The organism is Variovorax ureilyticus, assembly GCF_050632185.1.
In the GTDB taxonomy this organism is placed as follows: Bacteria; Pseudomonadota; Gammaproteobacteria; order Burkholderiales; family Burkholderiaceae_C; genus Variovorax; species Variovorax ureilyticus_A.
Genome location: NZ_CP192579.1, coordinates 1,406,077 through 1,431,412 on the forward strand (window position 1 = coordinate 1,406,077; position 25,336 = coordinate 1,431,412).

21 protein-coding genes and 3 pseudogenes are annotated in these 25,336 nt (G+C 66.4%); 16 read left to right on the forward strand and 8 right to left on the reverse strand.

The features are described from left to right. Positions 1-49 precede the first annotated feature (49 nt). A complete protein-coding gene (locus ACQ858_RS06895) occupies positions 50-559 on the forward strand; it encodes a MarR family winged helix-turn-helix transcriptional regulator (protein ID WP_431276001.1) in 510 nt (169 codons plus the stop codon). Positions 560-688: 129 nt separating this feature from the next. Here the strand turns inward: ACQ858_RS06895 and ACQ858_RS06900 are convergent. Both ACQ858_RS06900 and ACQ858_RS06905 read right to left on the reverse strand, forming a co-directional pair. Continuing rightward, a pseudogene (locus tag ACQ858_RS06900) lies at positions 689-2,936 on the reverse strand (FUSC family membrane protein). Beyond that, positions 2,936-3,975: pseudogene (locus ACQ858_RS06905) on the reverse strand (inositol monophosphatase family protein). Before ACQ858_RS06905 ends, ACQ858_RS06900 begins: the two co-directional pseudogenes overlap by 1 nt. A 146-nt stretch (positions 3,976-4,121) precedes the next feature. On the opposite strand from ACQ858_RS06905, the gene ACQ858_RS06910 reads away from it, so the two are divergent. The 6 genes from ACQ858_RS06910 (at position 4,122) to ACQ858_RS06935 (ending at position 9,757) form a co-directional block, all read left to right on the forward strand. Beyond that, entirely contained in the window at positions 4,122-4,862 is a 741-nt protein-coding gene (locus tag ACQ858_RS06910; RefSeq protein ID WP_431276002.1) for an RNA methyltransferase, read from the forward strand. A 49-nt stretch (positions 4,863-4,911) separates the two neighbouring features. Further along, positions 4,912-5,688 carry a serine O-acetyltransferase gene (gene cysE / locus ACQ858_RS06915; protein WP_431276003.1) on the forward strand — a complete coding sequence of 259 codons (777 nt, stop codon included), beginning with the start codon at positions 4,912-4,914 and terminating at the stop codon, positions 5,686-5,688. 86 nt (positions 5,689-5,774) lie between these two features. Continuing rightward, positions 5,775-6,734 carry a cation diffusion facilitator family transporter gene (locus tag ACQ858_RS06920; protein WP_431276004.1) on the forward strand — a complete coding sequence of 320 codons (960 nt, stop codon included), beginning with the start codon at positions 5,775-5,777 and terminating at the stop codon, positions 6,732-6,734. After that, the gene (locus ACQ858_RS06925; protein WP_431276005.1) at positions 6,731-9,001 is read left to right on the forward strand and encodes a cation-translocating P-type ATPase; all 2,271 of its coding nucleotides are present in this window, start codon (positions 6,731-6,733) and stop codon (positions 8,999-9,001) included. The genes ACQ858_RS06920 and ACQ858_RS06925 overlap by 4 nt, the downstream gene beginning before the upstream one ends. 5 nt (positions 9,002-9,006) lie before the next feature. Next, a complete protein-coding gene (locus ACQ858_RS06930) occupies positions 9,007-9,288 on the forward strand; it encodes a cation transporting ATPase C-terminal domain-containing protein (protein WP_431276807.1) in 282 nt (93 codons plus the stop codon). Between the two features lie 46 nt (positions 9,289-9,334). Beyond that, complete coding sequence (locus ACQ858_RS06935) at positions 9,335-9,757, forward strand: DUF1924 domain-containing protein (RefSeq protein ID WP_431276006.1); 423 nt, start codon at positions 9,335-9,337, stop codon at positions 9,755-9,757. Positions 9,758-9,979: 222 nt separating this feature from the next. Here the strand turns inward: ACQ858_RS06935 and ACQ858_RS06940 are convergent, their stop codons facing one another. Next, on the reverse strand, positions 9,980-11,677 hold the full coding sequence (locus tag ACQ858_RS06940) for a 4Fe-4S dicluster domain-containing protein (protein WP_431276007.1): 1,698 nt from the start codon (positions 11,675-11,677) through the stop codon (positions 9,980-9,982). 116 nt (positions 11,678-11,793) lie between these two features. Here ACQ858_RS06940 and ACQ858_RS06945 point away from each other — a divergent pair, with 116 nt between their 5' ends. Together ACQ858_RS06945 and ACQ858_RS06950 are read left to right on the forward strand one after the other, a co-directional pair. Continuing rightward, entirely contained in the window at positions 11,794-12,576 is a 783-nt protein-coding gene (locus ACQ858_RS06945; protein WP_431276008.1) for an SDR family oxidoreductase, read from the forward strand. Between the two features lie 42 nt (positions 12,577-12,618). After that, positions 12,619-13,041, forward strand: a complete 423-nt coding sequence (locus ACQ858_RS06950; protein WP_431276009.1) for an acyl-CoA thioesterase — start codon at positions 12,619-12,621, stop codon at positions 13,039-13,041. 11 nt (positions 13,042-13,052) lie between these two features. Here the strand turns inward: ACQ858_RS06950 and ACQ858_RS06955 are convergent, their stop codons facing one another. Further along, positions 13,053-14,420, reverse strand: coding sequence for an ATP-binding protein (locus ACQ858_RS06955; RefSeq protein WP_431276010.1), 1,368 nt, complete (start codon positions 14,418-14,420; stop codon positions 13,053-13,055). After that, the gene (locus tag ACQ858_RS06960; protein ID WP_431276011.1) at positions 14,417-15,094 is read right to left on the reverse strand and encodes a response regulator; all 678 of its coding nucleotides are present in this window, start codon (positions 15,092-15,094) and stop codon (positions 14,417-14,419) included. The genes ACQ858_RS06955 and ACQ858_RS06960 overlap by 4 nt, the downstream gene beginning before the upstream one ends. A 139-nt stretch (positions 15,095-15,233) precedes the next feature. Here ACQ858_RS06960 and ACQ858_RS06965 point away from each other — a divergent pair, with 139 nt between their 5' ends. Then, a complete protein-coding gene (locus tag ACQ858_RS06965; RefSeq protein ID WP_431276012.1) occupies positions 15,234-17,003 on the forward strand; it encodes a phosphoethanolamine transferase in 1,770 nt (589 codons plus the stop codon). 26 nt (positions 17,004-17,029) lie between these two features. On the opposite strand, the gene ACQ858_RS06970 is transcribed toward ACQ858_RS06965, so the two are convergent. The 3 genes from ACQ858_RS06970 to ACQ858_RS06980 are packed head-to-tail and all read right to left on the reverse strand — an operon-like array spanning position 17,030 to position 19,802. Continuing rightward, entirely contained in the window at positions 17,030-17,608 is a 579-nt protein-coding gene (locus ACQ858_RS06970; protein WP_431276013.1) for a peroxidase-related enzyme, read from the reverse strand. Positions 17,609-17,640: 32 nt separating this feature from the next. Continuing rightward, positions 17,641-18,411: an ethanolamine ammonia-lyase subunit EutC gene (eutC, locus tag ACQ858_RS06975; RefSeq protein ID WP_431276014.1), complete on the reverse strand. Its 771-nt coding sequence runs from the start codon at positions 18,409-18,411 to the stop codon at positions 17,641-17,643. Then, the gene (locus ACQ858_RS06980) at positions 18,408-19,802 is read right to left on the reverse strand and encodes an ethanolamine ammonia-lyase subunit EutB (RefSeq protein WP_431276015.1); all 1,395 of its coding nucleotides are present in this window, start codon (positions 19,800-19,802) and stop codon (positions 18,408-18,410) included. The genes eutC and ACQ858_RS06980 overlap by 4 nt, the downstream gene beginning before the upstream one ends. Before the next feature lie 90 nt (positions 19,803-19,892). Between ACQ858_RS06980 and ACQ858_RS06985 the strand changes: the two genes are divergently transcribed. From ACQ858_RS06985 to ACQ858_RS07010, 6 genes and pseudogenes are all read left to right on the forward strand, one after another. Continuing rightward, positions 19,893-20,300 (forward strand): FKBP-type peptidyl-prolyl cis-trans isomerase, encoded by a 408-nt coding sequence (locus ACQ858_RS06985; protein WP_431276016.1) that lies wholly within the window; start codon positions 19,893-19,895, stop codon positions 20,298-20,300. Positions 20,301-20,644: 344 nt separating this feature from the next. Continuing rightward, positions 20,645-22,326, forward strand: a pseudogene (locus tag ACQ858_RS06990) (ShlB/FhaC/HecB family hemolysin secretion/activation protein). 49 nt (positions 22,327-22,375) lie between these two features. Next, on the forward strand, positions 22,376-23,329 hold the full coding sequence (locus ACQ858_RS06995) for a hypothetical protein (RefSeq protein ID WP_431276017.1): 954 nt from the start codon (positions 22,376-22,378) through the stop codon (positions 23,327-23,329). Positions 23,330-23,432: 103 nt separating this feature from the next. Then, a complete protein-coding gene (locus ACQ858_RS07000) occupies positions 23,433-23,594 on the forward strand; it encodes a hypothetical protein (protein WP_431276018.1) in 162 nt (53 codons plus the stop codon). Further along, the gene (locus ACQ858_RS07005) at positions 23,594-24,211 is read left to right on the forward strand and encodes a hypothetical protein (RefSeq protein ID WP_431276019.1); all 618 of its coding nucleotides are present in this window, start codon (positions 23,594-23,596) and stop codon (positions 24,209-24,211) included. Before ACQ858_RS07000 ends, ACQ858_RS07005 begins: the two co-directional genes overlap by 1 nt. Before the next feature lie 257 nt (positions 24,212-24,468). Continuing rightward, complete coding sequence (locus tag ACQ858_RS07010; protein WP_431276020.1) at positions 24,469-25,335, forward strand: hypothetical protein; 867 nt, start codon at positions 24,469-24,471, stop codon at positions 25,333-25,335. Position 25,336: the final 1 nt, after the last annotated feature.

Consider the following 25,336-nt stretch of genomic DNA (forward strand, 5'->3'; position numbering starts at 1 on the left):
GTTGCGACATTCGATTGATCTAATCAACCATCCTCCGGACTAACCCCAGATGACCCCGACGCCAGAGTCGCGCCGACCGCTCGACGAGCTGCTGCTGTACCGGCTGTCGCGCCTGCTGTCGGTCGCGGGCAGCATGGTCATCAGGATCTGCGAGGGTCGCTTCGGCATCACGCGGCGCGAGTGGCGACTCATCGCAACGCTGGCGAGTCGTGGCGAACTCAGCTCGTCCGGGCTGGCTGAGCATGCACAGCTCGATCGCGCACGCACCTCGAAGGCCATCGGTTCGCTGGTGGAGAAAGCGCTGGTCGCGCGTTCGCATTCGGCGGGCGACCGGCGGCAGGTGCACCTCTGCCTGACCGAACGCGGCCGCAATCTCTACGACGAACTGTTCCCGCTGGTGACCCGCATCAACGCCGACCTGCTCGGTGCGCTGGATGCCGCCGCCGCGGCGCAACTCGACGAATCACTCGCGCGCCTGCAATCGCATGCGGAGCAGATGGTTGCCGAGGCCGTGCTGCCCAAGGCGGACCGCCGGCGGCGTGGCACGAAGGCGGATTGAGCAGCGGCGGGTGCATGCATCGCTTCTGTCCAGCTTAGCCGACCGCCGCCGGCTTGGCCCGCTTCGGCCCGCCGGGGTCGCCGTCAACCCGGATCTTCGACAGGAACTGCAGGTCCTCGTATTCCTTGATCATCGGGCCGTTTCGGCCTGCGTCTGCCTTTCGGTCTCGGTCCTGGCGAGCGATTGCAGGATGCGTGCAGCGTCATCGCGCAGTTGCACCGCGATGCCGTTCGCCATGTCGAGGCGGCGAAGCAGCCACGGCGTGATGTCGTTGTCGAAGGGATCGGGCAGCGAGACCGGTCCGGCGATGGTGGTGGCCGGCGGGCTCTCGGGCATCGCCGGTCCGCTCGTCGGCGCGGCACCGATGGCCGCCTCGATGCGGTGGATCGTGCGGGCCAGGGGCCTTCGATCTCGGCCACCGTGAGACGGTCGCGCCGCAGCACCAGCATCGATTTGACGGCGCTCAGCTGCGCGAGCAACTGGTAGCTGTGGGCCTGCAGATGCTCGAGCGGCTCCAGCGGCGGGCGCACCGCGCGCGGCTCCGACAACGAGCGCTGCGTGGCCTGCACCAGCGCGGAGAGGCTGTCATAGGCCTCGCGGCGCGCGAGGCGCCATTCGAGCTCGGGGCTGATATCGACGGAGCGCAACTGGCCAAGCCCGAGCGCAAGCCGCGCATGCCGCGCCTGTGCCTTCAGCGTGCGGGCGACCAGCGTCGGGATCTGCCCGCGTTCCCACGACGGGAGCACGTAGCAGAAGGCCCAGGCGAGCGCAGCGCCGATCAGCGTGTCGGCCACGCGCTCGAATAGCGCAAAAGCGGTGCTCACGCCGGTGTTGAGCATGTGCGCCTGCACCAGGCCGAGCACCGTGGCCGCCACGGACGTGATGAGATAGCGGCGGACCGCGAAACCGTGTGCGATCGCCTGTGCCAGCGTCATCGCCATCAGCAGGGCGATTGATGAGAGATGTGCCGAAAGCAGTGCGACCGCGAACACGCAGCCCAGCAGCGTGCCGGCCACGCGGCTGTTGCGCCGCTCCAGCGTCTGCGACAGGCTGCCGCGCAGCACCACCACGATGGTCAGCAGAATCCAGTAGTCGTGCGAACCCCAAGGCATGGCGAGTGCGATGCCGTAGGCGGCGGCGATCGCGAGCGTGGCGCGGATCGCATGGCGCAGCGGCGGCGCGTCCCAGCGCCAGAGGGTCAGGAAGGGCCGCAGCGACCATGCGGTGGGGCTCACGAACATCTGCCAGCTCGCGCGCACGACCGCAAGGTCGGGCTCGCGGTCGCCCCGCGCGAGCGCCGACAGCCGGAGCACTTCGTCGTTGATGTGGCCGATGCGGTTCGCGAGCCCGCGGGACAGCATCGCCGGCGTGGGGCCGGCGTAGCCGGCGGGCGTGGCGTCCTCCTCGAGGCGGATGGCCGCGAGGCGCGGACGGCGGTCGATGAGCGCAGCGGGCTTGCGGATGAAGAGGAGGGCGTCCGCCAATGCGGCGGTGTCATCGGCCAGTCCGTGGAGGATGTCGCGCATCTCCTTGAGCGCGGTGCCGTGATCGGGGTGCGATTTCAGCGCGTCGAGGTCGAGCTCGCTCGCCAGCAGCAGGTCGCGCAGCTCGAGCACGGTCATCAGCATGCCGGCCAGTTGCTGCCGCCGTGGCGTGCGCGGCGATTCGAGCACGATGTCGCGTGCCGCCTGGAGCTGGTCGGCCAGCGCCGCCTGCTCGCGCAGGAGCTGGCCGAGCAGCGAAGGCGGGATCTCGCGCACGTCGCCGGATTCGTCGACCGGCACGAACTGGCGGGCCTCGGTGCGCATCAGCGCGGCCAGCGACAACAGCAGGTCGGCCATCAATTGCACGCGGTAGCGTGCATTGAGCGCCGAGTTGGCGATGACCGCATAGACCACGTAGATCGCCGCGCCGAGCCCGAAGTGCATCGTGCGCTGCACCGCTTCCGCCATGCCGGTCGGCGTGGGCGTGGCCATCGAGAAGATCATGGAGAACATGACCGCGATGGCGATCGGGATGCCGCGCTTGCCCCATGCCATCGCCAGGAATGCGAGGAAGGTCGCCGGCACCAGCAGCAGGCCCAGCCGCACCGGCGCCGCATGAAGAAGCTGCACCAGGAAGAAGAGCGGCAGCCCGATGAGCGGCGCCGGCAGCATCTGGAAGAACTTGCCGCGCCTGGGCGCGGCGAGATCGGGGGCGCCGTCACGATGACGCCGACCGACGCGGCCGAGGCCGCCAGCGTGCCGAGCACGAGATGCATGCCCCCGGAGATCAGCAGCAGCCCGAAGGCGACTGCGATGCCGTTGAGCACATAGTGGCTCAGCGCCACCCGCATGGCCGCGCGGCCCCGCCCGGTGGCCGCGCCCTGCGACGGCATCACTGGGCCGGGGCGTCGCCCTCGGCGGGCGCCGCGGGTTTGTCACGGCGGACGCGGGTCAGCTTGCGTGGCTGCGGCGCGGCCTCGGCGGGGGCAGCGGGCGATTCGGGCGCTTCCTCGGTCTTCTCGTCCGCGAGGCCCACCGTGCTGCGCGCGTAGAGGTCGGCTTCCGAACGCGAGGGATCGACAGCGCGGATGCGGTCGCTGGCGCGCAGCTTGTCGTCCACGCCCGCGAACTTCGAGTACTTGGCGAGCAGCGGCACGAGCTGGCCGTAGATGCGCGGCGCACCCGCGAGGCATTCGCGCTGGTCGAGGAAGTCAGGCTCGCCCGTGAAGTTGCCGATGAGGCCGCCTGCCTCCGTCACGAGGAGCGAGCCGGCCGCCACGTCCCAGATGTTGAGGCCGGTCTCGAAGAAGGCATCGCTGAAGCCGGCCGCCACGTAGGCAAGGTCCAGCGCGGCGGCGCCGGGGCGGCGAAGACCGGCAGCGCGGGGCATCAGGTCCGCCATGATGGCCGGTACTGCTTGAAGTTGTCGCCCGTGCGAAATGGGAAGCCCGTGGAGACCAGGCACTCGGCGAGGCGGGTGCGCTTGCTCACGCGGATGCGGCGCTCGTTCATGAAGGCGCCGCGGCCCTTGGTGGCGGTGAAGAGATCGTTGCGCGTCGGGTCGTAGACCACGGCCTGCTCGACCTTGCCGCGCACGGACAGCGCGATCGACACGCAGTAGACCGGAAAGCCGTGGATGAAGTTGGTGGTGCCGTCGAGCGGATCGATGATCCAGACGTAGTCCGAATCCTTGGCTCCGTGCTCGGTGCCCGATTCTTCGGCGAGGATGCCGTGCCCCGGATAGGCGGTGAGCAGCGTTTCGATGATCGCGTGCTCGCTCGCGTGGTCGACTTCGGTCACGAAGTCGTTGACCTGCTTTTGGGAAACGCGCACTGCTTCGATATCGAGCGCGGCGCGATTGATGATGGCGCCGGCGGCGCGGGCGGCCTTGATGGCCATGTTCAGCATGGGGTGCAGGTTCGGGGACGACATGAATTGTGCGAAGAACGGTATGGGAGCGACGACGTTTGCACGTGGCACCCTGGAATGCGGCCCGGCGATGCGGGCGGCGAGAATCGTGGGATTTTACCGGCTCCGCGCCGCCGCGCCCTCGGGCGGTGCGTTTTTTCCAAGTCCCCATGCGTACCCGATTCATCCTGATCCAGACCAGCCACGCCGGCAACGTCGGCGCCGCCGCCCGCGCCATGAAGACCATGGGCTTCGATGAGCTGGTGCTGGTCGCGCCGCGCTGGGCCAACGTGCTGCGTCGCGAGGAAACCATCCAGCGCGCCAGCGGTGCGCTCGACGTGCTGGCCAATGCGCGCATCGTCGACACGCTCGACGAGGCGCTCGACGGCGTCACGCACCTGTGCGCCACAGCGATGATCCCGCGCGACTTCGGCCCGCCGACGCGGACCCCGCGCGAACATCTCGAGCCGCTGGCGAAGGGCGAGGAACAGCATGTCGCCTTCCTCTTCGGCTCCGAGCGCTTCGGCATGCGCAACGAGGATGTCTATCGCTGCCATGTCGCGCTCAGCATCCCGACCGATCCGCAGTTCGGCTCGCTCAACCTCGGTGCGGCGATCCAGGTGATCGCCTACGAATGGCGGCAGGCGCTGGGCGGCTTCGCGGTGCGCGATGCAACCGCGCCGGTGCGCGCGGCTGACGCACAGGCGGTGGCGGGCATGCTGGACCATTGGGAGCGCTCGCTGGTGCAGATCGGCTTTCTCGACCCGGAGGCGCCCAAGAAGCTGATGCCGCGCCTTCAACAGCTGTTCAACCGCGCGCAGCCCACGGAGGAGGAAATCCACATCCTGCGCGGCATCGCCAAGGCCATGGCGGACGCCGCGGACGGAAAAACCCCCATCCGCCGCGCGTAATGAGCCACGGTAATAGACTGCCTGCCCCACATCCATATAACAACAACCGATGTTCTCCCGGCTGCGTTCCGACATCCAGTGCATCCTCGACCGCGATCCCGCGGCCCGGTCGCGCTGGGAAGTACTGACCCTCTATCCGGGGCTGCATGCGGTGGTGCTGCATCGGTTCGCGCACTGGTTCTGGACCCACGGCTTCAAGTGGATCGGGCGCTTCGTCTCCCAGTTCTCGCGCTGGTTGACCGGCATCGAGATCCATCCGGGCGCCATCGTCGGCGAGCGCGTGTTCTTCGACCACGCGATGGGCGTCGTGGTCGGCGAAACCGCCGAGATCGGCGACGGCTGCACCATCTACCAGGGCGTGACGCTCGGCGGCACCTCGCTCTACAAGGGTACCAAGCGGCACCCGACGCTCGGCCGCAACGTGGTGGTGAGCGCCGGCGCGAAGGTGCTGGGCGGCTTCACGGTGGGCGACGGCGCCAAGATCGGCAGCAATGCGGTGGTGATCAAGCCCGTGCCCGCGGGCGCGACTGCGGTGGGCATTCCGGCGCGGATCATTCCTTCGAAGGCCGGGGAGAGCGCCGACGTCGCGCGGCCCGCGGCCGCGAAGTTCTCGGCCTACGGCGTCACGCTGGAGGACGATCCGCTGAGCCAGGCCATGAAGGGGCTCATCGACCACACCGCGAGCCAGGAACACCAGATCGCGCTGCTGTGGCAGGCGCTCGACGCGCTGTCGAAGCAGCCGGGCAAGAAGGACTGCGTGCCGTGCGATGCGGCGAAGGATGAGTCCTTCGAGGCCGACCGCCTGACCCAGTTGATCGGCAAGTGATCCGGGCGATGATCGGCGCAAGCCGATCCGTTCTTCGTGCCTTCTTCTGCTGCTAGGCTTCGGGGTTCCCACTTGTGCGCGATGCCATGAATCTCGATGACCTGACCGACGACCCCGAAGACACCGAACACACCGCCGCCGAACGAGCGAGCGCGGCCTCGCGCAGCACCTGGGTCAGTGTCGGTGTCAACCTGCTCCTGACCTTCACCCAGGTCACGGTCGGCATATTTTCAAAGTCCCAGGGCCTCGTGGCCGACGGCATTCATTCGCTGTCGGATCTCGTCGCGGACTTCGTCGTGCTCTTCGCCAGCCACCACAGCAAGAAGGAAGCCGACGAGGACCACCCTTACGGCCACCAGCGCTTCGAGACGGCCGCATCCCTGGCGCTCGGCCTGCTGCTGCTCGCGGTGGGGGTGGGCATGCTGTGGTCGGCCTTTCGGAAGCTCGAGGCGCCCGAGACCGTGCAGCAGGTGCACATCGTCGCGCTCTGGGTCGCCGGCGGCGCGCTCGTCGCCAAGGAGCTGCTCTTTCGCTACATGCTGGCCGTCGCCAAGCGCGTGAAGTCGAGCATGCTGGTTGCCAATGCCTGGCACGCACGCTCCGATGCAGCCTCTTCGCTGGTGGTTGGCATCGGGATCATCGGCAACCTGGCGGGCTACCCGATCCTCGACCCGATCGCCGCGCTCATCGTCGGGTTCATGGTGACCAAGATGGGTTGGACCTTCGGCTGGGATGCGTTGCATGACCTGATGGATCGCTCGGTCGATGAGGAGGAGGTCGAGGCGATCCGTCGCACGCTCACCGAAACCCGCGGAGTGCGGAACGTGCACGACGTGCGTACGCGCAAGATGGGCGACATGATCGTCGTGGATGCGCACATCGAGGTCGACGCGACGATCAGCGTCGAAGAGGGCCACGACATCGCGGTCGAAGCCCGGCAGCGCGTGCTGCAGCGGCATCGCGTGCTGAACCTGATGACGCACGTCGATCCGTGGCGCAGGCCGGACCTCGATCACGCGACGCCGGCGGCTCAGACGCCGACATGAACCGGGGCGCTCCCGCGTCGGCGTCGCTGCCCCCGACCGACGGCCTGAGCGAGGGCGAGGCGGCACGGCGGCGGCAACGGGACGGCCCGAACGAACTGCCGGTTTCGCGCCCGCGCGGCGTCCTGAGGCTGGCGCGCGAGGTGGCTTCCGAGCCCATGTTCCTGCTGCTCGTCGCGTGCGGGGCCATCTACATGACGCTCGGCGACGCCCGCGAAGCGCTGATGCTGCTGGGCTTCGTCTTCGTGGTGATGGCCATCAGCTTCTTCCAGCAGCGGCGCAGCGAACGCGCGCTCGATGCCTTGCGGGACTTGTCGAGTCCTCAGGCCCAGGTTCTTCGCGACGGAGCGCTGCGGCGCATCGCGGCGCGCGAGCTGGTGGTGGGCGACGTGGTGCTGCTCGCCGAGGGCGACCGGGTCCCGGCCGACATGGACCTCGTCGAAGCGGCCAACCTCGCGATCGACGAATCGCTCTTGACCGGGGAGTCGGTGCCGGTGGCCAAGGAAGCCGCATCCTCGCCGCAGGCAGACGACGCTTCCAAGGCGTTCTCCGGCACCCTGGTGACGCGAGGCACCGGTCGCGGATGCGTGACCGCCACCGGCGAGCGCAGCGCGCTGGGGCGCATCGGCCAGTCGCTCGCGGGCATCGCGGGCGAGTCCACGCCGATCCAGCAGGAGACACGCGGCGTCGTCAAGCAGGTGGCCGCCATCGGCTTGGCGCTGGCCGGTGTTCTCTCCGTCGCGTATGGCGTCACCCGGGGCGACTGGCTGCACGGTGTGCTGGCGGGGCTCACGCTCGCGATGGCCATCCTGCCGGAAGAACTCCCGCTGGTCCTCACGCTCTTCCTGGGGCTGGGTGCCTGGAGGCTGGCGCGCGAGAAGGTCCTGGCCCGGAGCATTCCCGCGATCGAGCGGCTCGGCGCCGCCACCGTTCTGTGCGTGGACAAGACCGGCACGCTGACCGCCAACCGGATGACGGTGAGGCGCCTGTGGTCCGGAACGGCGGTTTACGACCGCCTGCAGTCGCCGGACCCTGCGCTTCAGGAGGAGTTGCACGGCCTTCTCGAGTACGCCGTGCTGGCCAGCCACCGCCGGGCCTTCGACCCGATGGAATCCGCCATCGTCGCGGCCGGGCACCAGCTTCTGGCCGGCACGGAACACCTGCACGCCGAATGGACGCTGGTCGACGACTATCCGCTGTCGCCCGAGATGCTGGCCATGTCGCGCGTCTGGCAGTCGCCGGACCAGCGCGACCGCCTCATCGCGGCCAAGGGCGCACCGGAAGCCATCGTCGATCTGTGCCACATGGATGCCGATCGGAGCGCGGAAGTGGCCGCGCAGGTGCGGCTGATGGCGCGGGACGGGCTGCGTGTGCTGGGCGTGGCGCAGGCCACTTTCGGCGCGGCCCCGCTGCCCGGGATCCAGCACGATTTCGATTTCCGCTTCCTGGGCCTGGTGGGTCTGGAAGACCCCGTGCGTCCCGAGGTGCCTCACGCCATCGCCGAGTGCAGGGAAGCAGGCATCCGCGTCGTGATGATGACGGGCGACCATTCGGCCACCGCGATTTCGGTGGCACGACAGGCGGGCCTGGACGCCGATGCGGCGGTCGTTACCGGGGTCGAGCTGGCGGGGCTTTCGGACGAAGCACTCGAGGCGCGTCTTGCCCAGACGCACATCTTCTCCCGCGTCCAGCCCGACCAGAAGCTGAGGCTGATCCGTGCATTCAACGCACGCGGCGACGTGGTGGCCATGACGGGCGATGGCGTCAACGACGCCCCCGCGTTGAAGGCGGCCCACATCGGCGTGGCGATGGGCGCGCGCGGCACCGAGGTGGCTCGCGAGTCGGCCGCGCTCGTCCTGCTGAACGACGATTTCGCCTCGCTGGTGACCGCGGTGCGCTACGGACGCCGGGTGTTCGCGAACCTGCGCAAGGCGCTCGTGTTCGTGGTGGCCGCGCATGTGCCGATCGTCGGCCTGTCGGTCGCGCCGGTGCTGCTGGGCTGGCCGCTGCTGCTGATGCCGGTGCACATCCTGTTCCTGCAGCTCATCATCGATCCGGCCTGCTCGGTGGTGTTCGAGGCCCAGCCGCTGGAGCCCGATGCCATGAAGAGGCCTCCGCGCCGTGCGGACCAGCGCCTGTTCGACAAGGCAGTCCTGGTCCGGGGGCTTTGGCAGGGCGCCGGCTTGCTCGCGCTGCTGGTCGGCTTGTATGCCGGGAGTCGACTTCTGGCCCCGCCGGGGTTGACCGCGACGATCTGGCGCGGACCTTGACCTTCGTGGTCCTGGTGCTGTCCAACCTGGCGTTGATCCAGGCCAACCGTTCCTGGGATCGCGGTGTCTCGCGAGTCGACGGCGAGTCCGCCAGGGAGTTCCGCTGGATCTTCCTGGGCACGATCGTCTTGCTGGGTGTCGTGCTCGGGGTGCCGGCGGTCGCACGGCTGTTCTCGTTCGTGCAGCCTTCGCCGATGCTGTTGCTGGCGGCGTTGGCCGGATCGGCCCTGAGCTGGATGTGGTTCGAAACCGTCAAGTGGGGAATTCGTCGCCGCCGAATGCGTTAAGAAAACCCTAAGAGCCCGGCGACACGATGCCCACCAAGGAGTCGCCATGCGCTTTTTGCAACCGTTCTCGAATCCACATCGTTGGCGCGTCGCCGCGGCCTGTCTGGCCGCCGCGGCCGTGGTCCCCGCCGCACTGGCCGCCACACCCGCCGAACTCCTCGCCGGCTACGCCAAGGAGGCAGGCGCCGCCCCGAACCCGGATCGCGGCCAGTCGTTGTTCAACAGCCGCCATGGACGCGAGTGGAGTTGCGCCGCCTGCCACGGCGCCGTGCCCACCGCACCGGGCCGGCATGCGGCCACCGGCAAGCCGATCGCCGCGCTCGCGCCTGCCTTCAATCCAGAGCGGTTCACCGACGCCGCCAAGACCGACAAGTGGTTTCGCCGCAATTGCAACGACGTCATGGGGCGCGAATGCACAGCGGCGGAAAAGGCCGATGTGCTCGGCTGGCTGATGACGCTGAAGCCATGAGGGCCCGTCGAGTCGCGGGCGCGTGGGTCGGGCTGGTCGTCGCCCTGCTCGGGGTGCAGGCCCGGGCGGACGCGCGCCGTCGCGGCCTATGTCGGCGGCATGCTTCGTGGTCGAACGGCGCATCACGTCGGGCACAACCCGGCGGGTGCGCTGGCCATCGTCGCGCTGCTCGGGCTGGCGCTGGCGGTCACCGTCGACTGGGCCGCCTGATCCCGCCAGGGCTTACATGCCCACGTAGTTCGGCCCGCCGCCGCCTTCGGGCGTCACCCAGACGATGTTCTGCGTCGGGTCCTTGATGTCGCAGGTCTTGCAGTGCACGCAGTTCTGCGCGTTGATCTGCAGGCGTTCCTTGCCGCTGGCCTCGTCCGGCACGAACTCGTAGACGCCGGCCGGGCAGTAGCGGCCTTCGGGGCCGGCGTACTCGGGCAGGTTGATCCGGGTCGGTACCGCCGGGTCTTTCAGCGTCAGGTGCGCGGGCTGGTTCTCTTCGTGGTTGGTGTTGCTGATGAACACCGAGGAGAGGCGGTCGAAAGTCAGCTTGCCATCGGGCTTCGGGTAGCTGATCTTCTTCGAGGCCGATGCGGGCTTGAGCCGCTCGTGGTCCGGCTGGTCGCGGTGGACGGTCCATGGCACGTGCCCGCGCAGCAGGAACTGCTCGATGCCGGTCATGATAGTGCCGACCGTGATGCCCTTCTTGAACCACTGCTTGAAGTTGCGCGCCTTCTTGAGCTCGGTGTGCAGCCAGCTGCGCTCGAACGCTGCCGGGTAGGCGGTGAGCTCGTCGTGCTGGCGGCCCGCCATCACGGCGTCGTAGGCGGCCTCGGCCGCGAGCATGCCGGTCTTGATCGCGGCGTGGCTTCCCTTGATGCGGCTCGCGTTGAGGTAGCCCGCATCGCAGCCGACCAGCGCACCGCCGGGGAACACCGTCTTGGGCAGCGAGAGCAGGCCGCCCGCGGTGATCGCGCGCGCGCCGTAGCTCAGGCGCTTGGGTGCCTTCAGGCCCTTGTCCTGGCCTTCGAAGTACCAGCGGATGTTGGGGTGCGTCTTGAAGCGCTGGAATTCCTCGAAGGGGCTCAGGTAGGGGTTCTGGTAGTCGAGACCGACCACGAAGCCGACGACCACCTGGTTGTTCTCGGCGTGATAGAGGAACGAGCCGCCGTAGGTGTCCGAGGGCAGCGGCCAGCCGGCGGTATGCACCGCGAGGCCGGGCTCGTGGCGCGCGGGGTCGATCTCCCAGAGTTCCTTGATGCCGATACCGTAGCTCTGCGGGTCCTTGCCGGCGTCGAGCTCGTACTTGGCGATGAGCTGGCGGCCGAGGTGGCCGCGCGCGCCTTCGGCGAAGATCGTGTACTTGCCCAGCAGCTCCATGCCGAGCTGGAAGTTCTCGGTGGGCTCGCCGTCCTTGCCGATCCCCATGTTGCCGGTGGCGACGCCGCGCACCTTGCCGTCCTCGGTGTAGAGCACCTCGGCCGCCGGGAAGCCCGGGAAGATCTCGACGCCGAGCGCTTCGGCCTGCTGCGCCAGCCAGCGCACCACGTTGCCGAGGCTGACGATGTAGTTGCCCTCGTTGTGGAAGTTGTGGGGCAGCATGAAGTTGGGGGTGCGCGTGGCGCCGGTCTCGGTCAGCATCAGGAAGGTGTCCTGCGTGACGGGCTGGTTCAGCGGGGCGCCCATTTCTTCCCAGTCGGGCAAGAGCTCGTAGAGCGCGCGCGGGTCCATGATCGCGCCCGAGAGGATGTGCGCGCCGGGCTCGGAGCCCTTCTCGAGCACGACGACCGAGATCTCCTTGCCATGCGATGCGGCGAGCTGCTTCAGGCGGATGGCGGTCGAGAGGCCTGCGGGCCCGGCACCGACCACCACCACGTCGTATTCCATGGATTCGCGGGGGCCGAACTGGGCAAGTATTTCGTCGTTCGTCATGTGGGTCTCGTCGATAATGATTTGAGGGTGCGAGGCACCGCTTGGGCCGCGCCATTTTATGCGGCGGTTTCGCGTGTCCCGAGCCGTCGCATCGGCGACTCCCAGAGGATCTCTCCATGGCGTACAGCATCGATCTTTCCGGCAGGGTGGCTTTCGTCACCGGCGCATCGAGCGGCCTCGGCGCGCAGTTTTCCAAGGCGCTGGCGCGTGCCGGTGCGGCGGTGGTGCTCGCGAGCCGAAGCACGGACAAGCTCAAGGAGCTTCGCGCCCGCATCGAAGGCGAGGGCGGAGACGCCCATGTGGTCGAGCTCGACGTCACCGAACAGGGCAGCATCAAGGCCGCGGTCGCGCGCGCGGAGACCGAAGTCGGGCCGATCGACATCCTCGTCAACAACTCCGGCGTCAGTACCACCCAGCGCCTGCAGGAAGTCTCCGTCGAAGACTACGACTTCATCTTCGACACCAACGTCAAGGGCTCCTTCTTTGTCGCCCAGGAGATCGGCAAGCGCATGCTCGCGCGCGCCATGGGCGCGGCGCCGGGCACCTACATCGGCGGGCGCATCATCAACATCGCCTCGGTCGCGGCGCTCAAGGTGCTGCCCCAGATCGGGGTCTACTGCATGAGCAAGGCGGCCGTGGTGCAGATGACCAAGGCCATGGCGCTGGAGTGGGGCCGCTTCGGCATCAATGTCAACGCGCTGTGTCCGGGCTACATCGCGACCGAACTCAACGAGGAGCACTGGGTCACCGATGGCGGGCAGAAGCTCGTGGGCATGTTGCCACGCAAGCGCATCGGCAAGCCGGAGGATCTCGACGGCCTCGTCGTGCTGCTTGCCAGCGGCGAGAGCCACTTCGTGAACGGCGCAGTCATCGCGGCGGACGATGGCTTCGCACTCTAGACGCCGCCATTCCATCAAACCACCGAGAGGTCAGGATCACCGATGCGGATCGAAATCCCCGAGAAGAAGAAGCTGGTCTACGAAACGTCCATCCCCATCCGCTGGGGCGACATGGACGCCATGGGACACCTCAACAACACGACCTACTTCCGGTATCTCGAGATCGCGCGCATCGACTGGATGCATTCGCTCGGCCATGAACCGATGCCGGAAGGCCAGGGGATCGTGATCGTCAATGCGTTCTGCAACTTCTATCGGCAGATCGAGTACCCCGGCGACGTGCTGCTCAAGATGTACGTGAGCGATCCCGGCCGGACCACCTTCGAGAGCTGGGCCACGATGGCCCGCGCCGATGCGCCCGATGTGATCTGCGCGGCGGGCGGCGCCACCACGATCTGGATCGACGTTGCGAAGCAGAAGGCGCTGACGCTGCCCGATTGGCTCCGGGAACTGGCGACGGTGTAGGCGCTGCCGCGTCAAGCCGCCCGCAGCACGATCCGCGCTTCGAAGCCGGTCGATGCGCCCGGCGGCGGCGAAGCCAGCTCGAGCCGTCCGCCGAGCTTGTCGACGATGGTGTTCACGATCGACAGGCCGAGGCCGTAGCCCACGTGGTCCGGGCCATGGCGCACGTGGCGCTGCTGCAGCGTGCGCAACTGCTCGGGGCTCACGCCCGGCCCGAAATCGCGCACGCAGAGCGTGCAAGGCGACATCACCTCGATCGAGACGCGGCCCTTGCCGTAGCGCAGCGCGTTCTCCACCAGATTCCGCAATGCGATGGCGAGCGAATCGACGTCGCCGAGCGCGATCGGCGGTTCGCTGTCGGGCACCTTGAGCTTGAGGCGCTCGTTCGCGCTCGGGTCCTGCCAGAACTCCTGCGCGACTGCGCCGGCGAGCTGCACCAGGTCGATGCGTGCCCGCGACAGCGAGGCGCCGGACTCTGCCCGCGACAGCTGCAGCAGCTTTTCCGCGCGGTGACCGAGTACCTGCAGCGCTTCGAGGGCAGCCACCACATCCTCGCGTTTGAGGTCGTGTTCGAGCGCGGTCTGGAGCCGCAGCCGCGCCGCGGCGAGCGGGGTGCGCAGCTCGTGCGCCGCATTCGCGGCCAGTGCGCGCTCGACGTCGAGCGACTGTGACAGCCGCTCCAGCAACTGGTTGACATGGTCGCCCACCGAGCGCAGTTCCTTGGGCAGGCCCGGCAGGCGGATCGGGCGCAGGTCGGTGCCGCTGCGCTGCTCGATTTCGGCGGCCAGCACCTGCAGCCCGCGAAGCTCGCTGCGCGCGACGTTGCGCAGCACCAGCGCCAGCAGCGGCAGAACAGCGACCAGCGGAATGATCAGGCCCAGCAGGGTTCGATTGAGGGCGGAGCGGCGCGCGTCGAGTGGATCGGCGACCTGGAAGTAGAGGTTGCGCGAGGGGTGATGCACGGTATAGATCCGCCACGGCTCGGCATTCGCGAACCCCGGGGCCAGCGGCACGTCGAATGAGGTGCCGGCCGCCTCGGCGGAACGCAGCAGGACGCGCTCGCCCGAGTCGACCACCTGGTAGATGACGGCGTCCGACGAGAAGAGCTGCGGCCGCGCGATCAGGGGTCTGGGCGCATCCGGATGGGCGGCCTGCAGCGTGTCGAGTTCGCCGAGCGCCATGTCGAACATGCGGTGCGAGGCCTCGACGAGCTCGTTGTCGAAGTTGTGGTTGATCTCGCGGTCCACATACCAGACGACGCCGAGCACGCACAGCAGCCAGACGCCGCCGACCCAGACGATCAGCGTGCGCGTCAGCCGGCCGGCGAGCGAATCGCGTTTGATCGACCCGGCCGTCGCCAGGCGCGGGACGCGCAAGTTCATTCGTCCTCGTCGTCGGGGCTGAACGAAAGCCGGTAGCCGAGACCGCGCAGGGTCTGGATGTGGTTGCGGCCGAGCTTGCGGCGCAGGCGGCTGATGAACACCTCGAGCGTGTTGCTGTCGGCCTCGTCACCGAAGCCGTAGAGCGCGTCGGCGAGGTTGTCGCGCGTGTGGATGCGGTCGGGCCGCGTCGCCATGACCCGCAGCAGCGCCCATTCCTTCTGCGTGAGCGTGACGGGTATGCCGTCCTTGCGCACGAGGTCGCGGGCCAGGTCGATCTCGAGCTTGCCCAGCTGGAGCACCGGCGAACTGCTGGTGCTGCGCCTGCGCTCGACCGCCCGCAGCCGGGCGAGCAGTTCCGCGGGGTCGTAGGGCTTGATGAGGTAGTCGTCCGCGCCGGCGTCCAGGCCGCGGATGCGGTCGGTCACCTGGTCGCGAGCGGTGAGCACGATCACGATCGGCCGGTCGCGCAGGGCGCGCACGCTTGGCAGGAGCGACAGGCCGTCCCCGTCGCCCAGATGCAGGTCCAGCAGGACCGCGGCATATTGCACCGCGGCAAGTGCGGCGCGTGCTTGCGCGAGGCTCGGCGCGACGTCGACCACGAAGGCCTTGGCCTCGAGGTAGCTGCGGAGCGCGCTCGCGAGGGCGGTGTCATCTTCGACGAGCAATATGCGCACCTCGGGCCTCCTTTCAGTGATAAAAGTGGGAGTCTAGTGCCAGCGCCATCGGTGCCGGCGCCGCGGCGCCGGCGCAGTCTGAATGAATCCTGAGTAACACATTCAGTGAGCTTTCAGTCCCGATTTCTAGTCTTGTCGGATGTCCGGCATGCGTGCTCGTTCCACTCCTCTCCCTCCCGTTCCCGCCCCGGCAGGTTCTGCGGAAGATGAGGTGCCGGCCCTCACGCCCTGGCGCGCGCTGGACGGCTGGTTCGCGCGTCCGCGTTCGGCGCGCAGCGTCATCGTCGGACTGAGTCTCTATTTCGCGGTGGCCGCGAACTGGCCGCTGTGGAACGAACTCGCGCGCATCGGCGGTGCGCCCAGCGTCTACATGCCTTCGATCGCGCTGATGTCGCTGCTGCTGACCTGCGGCATGGTCGCGGTGCTCACGTTCACCGCATGGACGCGGTGGATGAAGCCGGTCTGGTTCGGCGTCGTCGTGCTCGCCGCGGTGGCGCAGCACTACATGCTGACCTATCGCGTCGTGATGGACCCGACGATGCTGGCCAACGTTCTGCAGACCGACTCGAGCGAAGTCCGGGACCTGCTGGGCTGGCGCCTGGCACTCAACGTGCTGTGGGTCGCCGCGCTGCCGGCCTGGGCGCTCTGGCGCGTGCGCATCGTGCCGGCGCCGGTCTTGCCTCAGATCGGGCGCAACCTCGCGCTGCTGCTGATCGCGGCGGCTGTCGCTTTCGCAGGCGCCTTCGCGATGAACCGGCAGCTTGCGCCGCTGATGCGGAACAACGTCCATCTGCGCTACATGCTGAATCCGCTCGCGAGCATCTATTCGACGACCGCCGTGGTGGTCAAGCCGATGTTCGTCCACAGCCGCAAGCTGTTGCCGATCACCGGCGGCACGGCGCTTGGCGCGAGTTACGCGAACCAGACGAAGCCGCCGCTGCTCGTGCTGGTGGTGGGCAAGACCGCGCGCGCTGATCACTTCGGTCTCAACGGCTATGCGCGCGACACCACGCCGGAGCTCGCCGCGCGGCATGTGCTGAGCTACCGCGAGGTGCGTTCCTGCGGGACCAACACGCTGGCCTCGGTGCCGTGCATGTTCTCGCCGCTCGGCAAGGACGCATTCGAAGCTAGCGAGGACGACTTCGAGAACCTGATGGACGTGCTTCAGGCCTCGGGTCTTGCGGTGTTCTGGCTCGACAACCAGGCCGGCGGGTGCGAGGGCGTGTGCGACCGCGTTCCGCATGCGTCGGCCTTCGATCGCGTGGACCCCGCCGTCAGGAGCCTGCTCTGCGACGGCGACGAATGCCTCGACGACGTGATGCTGAACGGCCTGGACCAGCGCATTGCCGCGCTGCCCGCCGCGCGCCGAAACAAGGGCATCGTGCTCGTGATGCACCAGATGGGAAGCCACGGCCCGGCCTACTACAGGCGCTCGTCCGCCGACGTGAAGCACTTCATGCCCGAGTGCCTGACCAATGCGCTGGCCGAGTGCAGCCATTCCGAGCTGATCAATGGCTACGACAACTCGATCGCCTATACCGACCGCTTTCTCGGCAAGACCATCGACTGGCTCAAGGGAAAGTCGCGGAAGTTCGATCCGTCGCTTCTCTACGTGAGCGACCATGGAGAGTCGCTCGGTGAATACGGCCTGTTCCTGCACGGCTTGCCCTACGGCTTCGCGCCCGACGTGCAGAAGCGCGTGCCGATGCTGGCCTGGTTCGGCGACGGCATGATCGAGCGCGAAAAGCTCTCGCGTTCGTGCATGGAATCCGGGCTCGACAAGCCGCTCACGCACGACAACCTCTATCACACCGTCCTGGGTCTGATGGATGTGCGCACGCCGACCTACATTCGTTCGCTCGACGTGCTGGCCGGCTGCCGCGGTCCGGAGGCGGCAGCGGCCAGCTGATCTCCGAGGCCCTGCTCGACCGGGTGCTACTTCTTGTCGCGCGGCAATCGCCCGAGCAGGTAGAACTCCGGATTCGGCTGCATGCCGCTGAAGCTCGCCATGCGGTTGGAGAGCCCGAAGAACGCGGTGATCGCCGCGATGTCCCAGATGTCCTCGTCGCTGAAGCCATGGGCATGCAGCGGCGGGAAATCGCCTTCGTCGATCTCGTGCGAACGCTCGCAGACCTTCATCGCGAATTCGAGCATCGCGCGCTGCCTGGGCGTGATGTCGGCTTTGCGCCAGTTGACGGCCACCTGGTCGGCCACCAGCGGCTTCTTCTCGTAGATGCGCAGCAACGCTCCGTGGGCGACCACGCAATAGAGGCACTGATTGGCGGCGCTGGTGGCGGTGACGATCATCTCGCGGTCGCCCTTGGTGAGCGAGCCTTCCTCCTTCAGCATCAGCGCGTCGTGGTAGGCGAAGAACGCACGCCATTCCGCCGGCCGGCGGGCGAGCGCGAGGAACACATTGGGCACGAAGCCCGCCTTTCCCTGCACTTCGAGCACCGCGGCGCGGATGTCGTCGGGCAGGTCCTTGATTTCGGCGAGGGGATAGCGATCGGTCATGAAGTCTCCTGATGATCCGCAAACGCCATCGATCATAGGGACACGCCTTCGTCGACCAGCGCCAGATGGCTTTCGTCCTTCAGCCCGACGCCGGTCAGTCCGCGCCGCAGCGATTCGCGGATCAGCCATGCAAGCTTGAACGCGGCCGCCGCATAGCCGAGCCCTTCGGGGCGGATGTTGGAGATGCAGTTGCGTTCGGCATCGTGCCGTCCGCGCCGTGGCGCGTGCGTGATGTAGACGCCCAGGCTGTCCGGCGAACTGAGGCCCGGGCGCTCGCCGATCAGGATGATCGACAGGCGCGCGCCGAGATCCTCCGCGATCTCGTCCGCCAGTGCGACACGGGCCTGCGTGGCGATCACCACCGGCGTCAGCGAAAGGGTCGGAGGCAGCTTCGGCTGCAGTTCCGCCAGCAGCGGTGCGGCATGCCGTTCGATGGCCATCGACGACAGCCCATCGCCGATCACGATGCAGAGGTCTTTGGGCGTGCCGGCCAGCGAGCGCAACCGCGCTGAATCTTCGGGTGCGAGCTGTCGCCCGAGATCGGGCCGCCGCAGGTAGCACGCGCGGTCGCCCGCGCGGCTGCGGACCTGTTCCGTCTGCCAACCCTGTGCGTTCAGCGAATCCGCGAGCGCCTGCGCGTCGAGCGCCGCATGGATCGCATCGCGCGCCATCGCGTGCGCCCAGCCGAAGCGCAGCACCTCGTTCGTGGGCACGCCCGCGCCGGCGCGGCCGAGCGCGATGCGGGCGGGCGTTGCCGCACGCCAGGGGTCGAGCGGGTTCCGGGTGACGGGTGAATCGTTCATCCTGCGAGTGCCTTCAGCGTGTCCATGTCCGCGATCATGGCGTTGGAGGAGGGCGGGGCGATGCGCCCTGCGACATCGGTGATCCGCATGCGCTGCAGCCAGGCCTCGAACTCGGGCGCGCGCCTGAGGCCCATCGTCTCGCGCAGGAACAGTGCATCGTGGAACGACGTGCTCTGGTAGTTGAGCATCACGTCGTCCGCGCCCGGCACGCCCATGATGAAGTTGACACCGGCGGTGCCGAGCAGCACCAGCAGCGTGTCCATGTCGTCCTGATCGGCTTCCGCGTGGTTGGTGTAGCAGATGTCGCAACCGAGCGGCAGGCCCAGCAGCTTGCCGCAGAAGTGGTCCTCGAGGCCGGCGCGGATGATCTGCTTGCCGTCGTAGAGGTACTCCGGCCCGATGAAGCCCACCACGGTGTTGATCAGCAGCGGCTTGTAGCGCCGGGCGAGGCCATAGGCGCGTGCCTCGCAGGTCTGCTGGTCGACGCCGAAATGGGCGTTCGCAGAGAGCGCGCTGCCCTGGCCGGTTTCGAAATACATGACGTTGTCGCCGACGGTCCCGCGCTTCATGGCGAGCGCGGCTGCGTAAGTCTCATCGAGCAACTCGGGCGTGACGCCGAAGGATCGGTTGGTCTTCTCCGTGCCGCCGATGGACTGGAACACCAGATCGACCGGCGCACCGCCTTCGGCCAGCTTCAGCGTGTTCGTGACGTGCGTGAGCACGCAGCTCTGCGTCGGGATCTGGAAGCGCTGGATCACCTCGTCGAGCATGCGCAGCAGGTTGCCAATCACCTGCATGCTGTCGGAAGCGGGGTTGATCCCGATCACCGCGTCGCCCGCGCCGAGCAGCAGTCCGTCGAGGAGCGATGCCGCGATGCCGCGCAGATCGTCGGTGGGGTGGTTGGGCTGCAGCCGCACCGCGAGGTGGCCGGGTAGGCCGATGGTGTCGCGAAAGCGCGTGACGACGCTGCACTTGCGCGCGACCGCCACGAGGTCCTGGTTGCGCATCAGCTTGGACACTGCGGCTGCCATCTCCGGGGTGAGGCCAGGGGCGAGCGCGGTCAACGTCTGCGTGTTCGACTGCTCCGACAGCAGCCAGTTGCGGAAGTCGCCGACCGTCAGGTGGGCCACGGGCGCGAATGCCTGCGCGTCATGGCTGTCGATGATCAGCTGCGTGACGTTGTCTTCCTCGTACGGAACCAGCGCTTCATTGAGGAACTGCGTGAGCGGCGTCTCGGCGAGAACGTGCCGCGCTGCGAGCCGCTGCTGCGCCGTGTCGGCCGCGATCTGAGCGAGATAGTCCCCCGAGCGGGCCGGGCTCGCGCAGGCCATGACCTGCTTCAGGTCGGCGAACTCGAAGACGTGCGAATCGATCGTGGTCCGGTAGCGCATGGTGTGGACGTGCAAGAGCGGTGCCAAGGCGGCCGTCGGCGCGGCCGGGGCAATAATGAACCCGTTCACTCAATCATCAAAGGGGTTCCTGTGCGTTCCATTCTCTGTGCCGCCGTCGTTTCGATGTTCATCCTGCCGACCGCCTTCGCGCAATCGGCGCCCGTGACCAAGCCGAGCGGGCTCATCTTTGCGTCGCTCGTGGACGGCAAGGGTGCCTCGCCATCGGCCACCGACGTGGTGCGGGTGCACTACCGCGGTACCTTCCCCGACGGCAAGGAGTTCGACAGTTCCTTCAAACGCGGCGAGCCGGCGGAGTTCCCCCTCAATGGCGTGATCCCGTGCTGGACCGAAGGCGTGCAACTCATGAAGGTCGGCGGCAAGGCCAAGCTGACCTGCCCGCCGGGGATCGCCTACGGCAAGCGGGGTGCGGGTGGGGTGATCCCGCCGGACGCGACGCTCAACTTCGAGATCGAGCTGCTCGCCATCAAGGGCAAGTGAGCGGGGCCGGCCTGGCGCCGGTTCTGACCGGCCGCCGGCCGGCCTGTGATAGCCAGACATTTCTTGAACATGCCGCGGCGTCGCCTTCTACCCGCATGGAAGGCGGATCGCTAGAATCCCGCGCAGTTGCGCACCCTGGTCAGGGTGCTTCACAGGGAGGGCATTCAGGACGCAACGACTGATTGCCGAAAAAGAAAAGCGGCAGTCATGTTTCCAGTCCTCTTGCAAGAGCAAGTCCGCGCGCCTGCGCGCGGCTTTTTCCGCCATCGCCCAAGCCGCCGGCTGTTGTGAGCCCACAGCTTGCTGCAGCGCGAGGGCTCGCAAGGGCGGCTCTCCTCGCGAGCCTGTTCACGACGCCCGTACTCGTGACGGCGCAGCTTTCGTCCGCACCGAATCCCTTCGTCGAGGAACAGCGCCAGCAGGAGCGCGAGCGCGCGCTGCGCGAGCAGCAGGAGCGAAGCGTCGACGCCCGTCTGCAGAGACCGGCCGCCGACGAAACCCGGCGTCTGCCGGAATCCGAAACGCCGTGCTTTCGCATTGACCGCATCGTTCTCGAGGGCGACCGTTCGGGGGACTTTCAATGGGCGCTCGAGGCGATCTCCGGTCCGGGGGCGATGATTCGCCGCTTGGCCGATGCCTCGGCACTGACGGCGTCAACATCGTCCTCTCGCGCATTCAGCAGGCCGTGATCGCGCGCGGCTACGTGACCACCCGCGTCCTCGCCGGGTCCCAGGATCTCACTGGCGGTACGCTGACTCTCAGATTGATCCCCGGTCGCGTCGCCATCATCCGATTCGAGGACGAGGCGACGCCCACCAGCCTGCGCACCGCCATCCCTGTGCGGGCAGGGGATCTCCTCAATCTCCGCGACATCGAGCAGGGCCTGGAAAACCTCAAGCGCGTGCCCACCGCCGAGGCCGACATCCAGATCGAGCCCTCGACGCGTGAAGGCGCGCAACCCGGCGACAGCGACCTCGTGGTCAAGTACATGCAGGCCAAGCGCTGGCGCGGCACCGTCAGCCTGGACGACAGCGGCACCGAAGCCACCGGCAAGTACCAGGCCGGTGCGACCGTGTCGTTGGACAACCTGCTCGGCCTCAACGACCTCCTCTACGTCAGCGCCAACCACAGCATCGACAACCACGCCTTCAACAACCCGGACAAGGGTACCGACGGACAGGTCGTTCACTACTCGGTGCCGTATGGCAACTGGCTGCTGAGTGCGACCGCTTCGCAAAGCAGCTACCACCAGCGTGTCTACGGTTTGTGGGAGAACTATGAGTATTCCGGCGAGAGCAGCAATGCCGAGGCCAAGCTCTCGCGCCTGCTCTACCGCGACCAGCATCGCAAGACCAGCTTGAGCCTGCGCGGCTTTCGGCGCTCCTCGCACAACTTCATCGAGGACAGCGAGCTCGGTCTGCAGCGCCGCATCGTCGGGGGCTGGGAACTGGGCCTCAGTCACCGCGAGTTCATCGGTGCGGCCACGTTGGACGGCAACCTGGGCTACCGGCGCGGGACCGGCGCCTTCGGGGCCCTCCGTGCGCCCGAGGAGGCGGACAACGAAGGCACCTCGCGCATGAAGCTCATCACCGCCGACCTGGGCCTGAACGTGCCGTTCGAACTCGGTGGGCAGAGGCTGCGCTACAGCGGCCTGTGGCGCGCGCAATGGAACCGCACCTGGCTCACCCCGCAGGACCAGTTCGCCATCGGCGGGCGCTTCACCGTGCGCGGCTTCGATGGCGAAAACACCCTCCTGGGCGATCGCGGCCGGCTCGTGCGCAACGACATCGGCGGGTCCCTGGGCCAGAGCGGCGCCGAGCTCTACGTGGGTATCGACCACGGCGAGGTCGGCGGGCTCTTCGTCGATCAGCTCACCGGGCGACGGCTCACGGGCGGTGTCATTGGACTGCGCGGTGCGTGGGGTGGGCTGAACTACGACTTCTTCGTCGGTGCGCCCATCAAGAAGCCCGAGGGCTACCAGACCGCCAACGTCACGGCCGGGTTCAGCCTGAACTACATGTTCTGAGGAATGACGGGGGCGCCCTTACGCACTTTCATCAACCTAAGGGAGAGATATGACAAAGAGCAAATCAACTTTCGGAGTTCTGGCGCTTGCTGCGGCGTTGGTGGCATTGCAGGGCTGCGGCGGGGGAGGGGGTGGAGGCTATCCTGTCGGGCTCATTCCATCGGGCCACGGCGATTCACAACCGCAAACGGAGGCCAAGGCACCCGAAGCGTCGAATCCCGGCTCGGAGACTGAGACGACGGCACCTGACCGATATGCGCCCGTCGCAGGCAGCGAGCCGGCCCCTTCGCCGGCCGAACCCCAGGCGGGCTCTAGTGCCGATGTGGGCTCCGGGACGGATGGAATCTTCGAGTCTCGGGCTGGCTACACCTTCATCAGTCCGAAGGGATATTTCGCTCGGAAAGACCTTGTGGATTGGATATGGGGATCCATCACGGTCAGCGGCGACAACTGGTCCTTCAATCCCGATACCCGCTCGTATTTCATTAGCGCGACGCCTGTGACGGGCTCGGGCACGTTCACATCCAAGACGTCGATGGATGGGACCTATTCGAAGGATGGAGGGGCATCGTCTGCCTGGGGGCCGCTGAAGTACAGCCAATCCAATGCGTTGGCCATCACGCCCAAGAGCCTTCAGGGCAAATGGTCCGTCAGCGACCTTCCCCGCAACGACATGTGGCTCGAGTTTGATTCGAACGGAGTGTTCTCCGGCGCGAGTTCCGGTTCCCAGTTCGGCGTTTGCAAGCTAACCGGCGCCGCGACGCAGGTCGAGCCTGGCACTGCCAAGAACATGTTCTATCTGGAGATGACCGCTATCAACGCGGCTACTGCGTCGGAGAAGGCCTGCACGCTCGACACCTCCTTGCCCTACACGGGGCTCGCAGGTGTCGTGTTGACGCCGGCTGGTAACTATGTGCAGAACGGCTACTTCCGCACCTTCGCCTTCCACGTGAAGACGCCGAACCTCTACTTGCTCACCAACTACCTCCGGAAGGAGCAATAGAGAACTCAGTCTGCACCTCTAGTTCCGCGAGGCTTCTGGAGGTGCTGCCGAGACGCACAGGTTGCGACAAGACATCGGAGGCGTCCGAGCCAGGGAGAAAGCAATGAACAAGAATCTTCACCGAATCATTTTCAACGCCGAAGCTGAGCAGAAGATTGGCGAATTGATGAATAAAATCAACGTGTTGGTGGCCACACCATTCGCATTTTCTTCTTTATTGCCTCCCGAGCTTTTGAACTCGATAAATCTCTTGCTGAGGAAATAATGATTGCTCGCTGGTCGACATTGATCGCTTCGTTGATCGTACTCGGAGGTTGCGGACGCGCTGTCATCCAAGAAGGGGATCCTCTCTGGAGGGTGCCAATTTTTTTTCAAGGAAACTGTGCTTCCATAGACGGAAAATATGCGGACAACGGACTTCTTTTTAGACAGTTCAATGATACTTCGATTAATTATTCCACGTCGAAATTTTCCACTTCAGTAAAATACGACAGGCGCATTGTTCCATTTGGTGAAAAAAACCCCCGCGATTTTCAAAAGGCATTCGACGCGAACGCCTTTGTGGAGATAAGAAAAACCCCATCCGATCTTGAAGTCACTCTATATGGCGGTGACAAGATTCCCTATGAAGGGAGGCGTATATCATTCAGCCATCCCAATGTTGGCTGTGACGCTAGCGGCAACCTTGTTCTAAGAGAGTTTTCTCGACATGGGGGCGCCGAGTTAACTCCTGGCGAGGCAGATGCGAGCGAGGCGGTTTTTCGCAAGCTTGAAGGTGGCTCGTTGGAGGTTCATCGCTGGGGAAGAAACTGGGTCCGAACTATGCAATCGCCTCCCAGAAAAGAAAGTCAAACAATATTGACTTTTCAGCCCGTGCATTGATCTCGCAGGCATTTCCGCACCGTCAGATCCACCTTTTCGCAGTAAAGCCTGCAGACACGAGCGACCGTGCTGCAGCTAGGCCCCTTCTGGAGCGTGAGCGTCAGCACGGACGGCAGCAAGCCCAATGGATCGTCGGCGGGCTTCTCTGGCCTCAACGAGCATCAGGAGAGCGTGACACGCGCTGGCATATCTGGCATTGCGGGTGACGACAGCGTCAGGACCGGCGATAACAGCAGCGTCGGCGCGCTGGCGAACCGGTGGAACGAGCAGCGGGCGATGCAGGAGACCTGGCCTCGCAGCAGCAGATCACCTCTGCGACAACCTCCATCGTCTACTCGGAGGCTAAGAAGTTCACCGACGAAGCATATCGGACGCAGTTCTTGAAGGACCACCCGATATATGAGGTACTGAAAGACGAGAATGGCAATCCCACCGGGACGCGGAGACTTAGTGATGAGGAGGTGCTCCGACTTCAACCTGCGGCGGACGGGAAGATACATGTTGCTAACAACGGCATCTTCAACGATCTGGATGCAGCGGCCAAATACGCCGCGCAGCACAGCACGGCGGAAGGTGGGCCGCAATACCTCATCCACTTCCCCGAGGCTGAGTACATGGTTTCCGAACTGATGATTGCCGGGTATCAGGCATTCCTCGAAGGCACCTTCGACCTCACCAATGCCACGCAGACCACTGTGGATCTGATGAATCGGTATGGCCAGGATGGATTGCACTTTGATGGGCACAGCCGGGGTTCGCTAACCACCGGCAATGCGATGGAGGTGCTCTCGAATCAAGGCGTGGCAGGCGTGTTGAGCAACACCAGCATCAATTTCTTCGGGCCAGCGTACAACGTGTCGAATGCATCGGCACTGCTGGGCTACCTGCAAGGCTCTGGGTATGACGGAATAGTGCAGTATCAAAATCACATGGCTGATCCGGTGGGGATTCTTATCGGGCGAAATCCACCCACTGGGGGAACATTGCCAGGGGGAGAGTCATCGGTTCTGTGGCAAATGATTAGAGCAGCAACGGCGCAACCCATTACGTCGCACAACTGCTATGGCACCGCTCCCGGGGCATGCGCGAATTTCTGGAATGCTGGATTGCCTCAATACAAGTAAC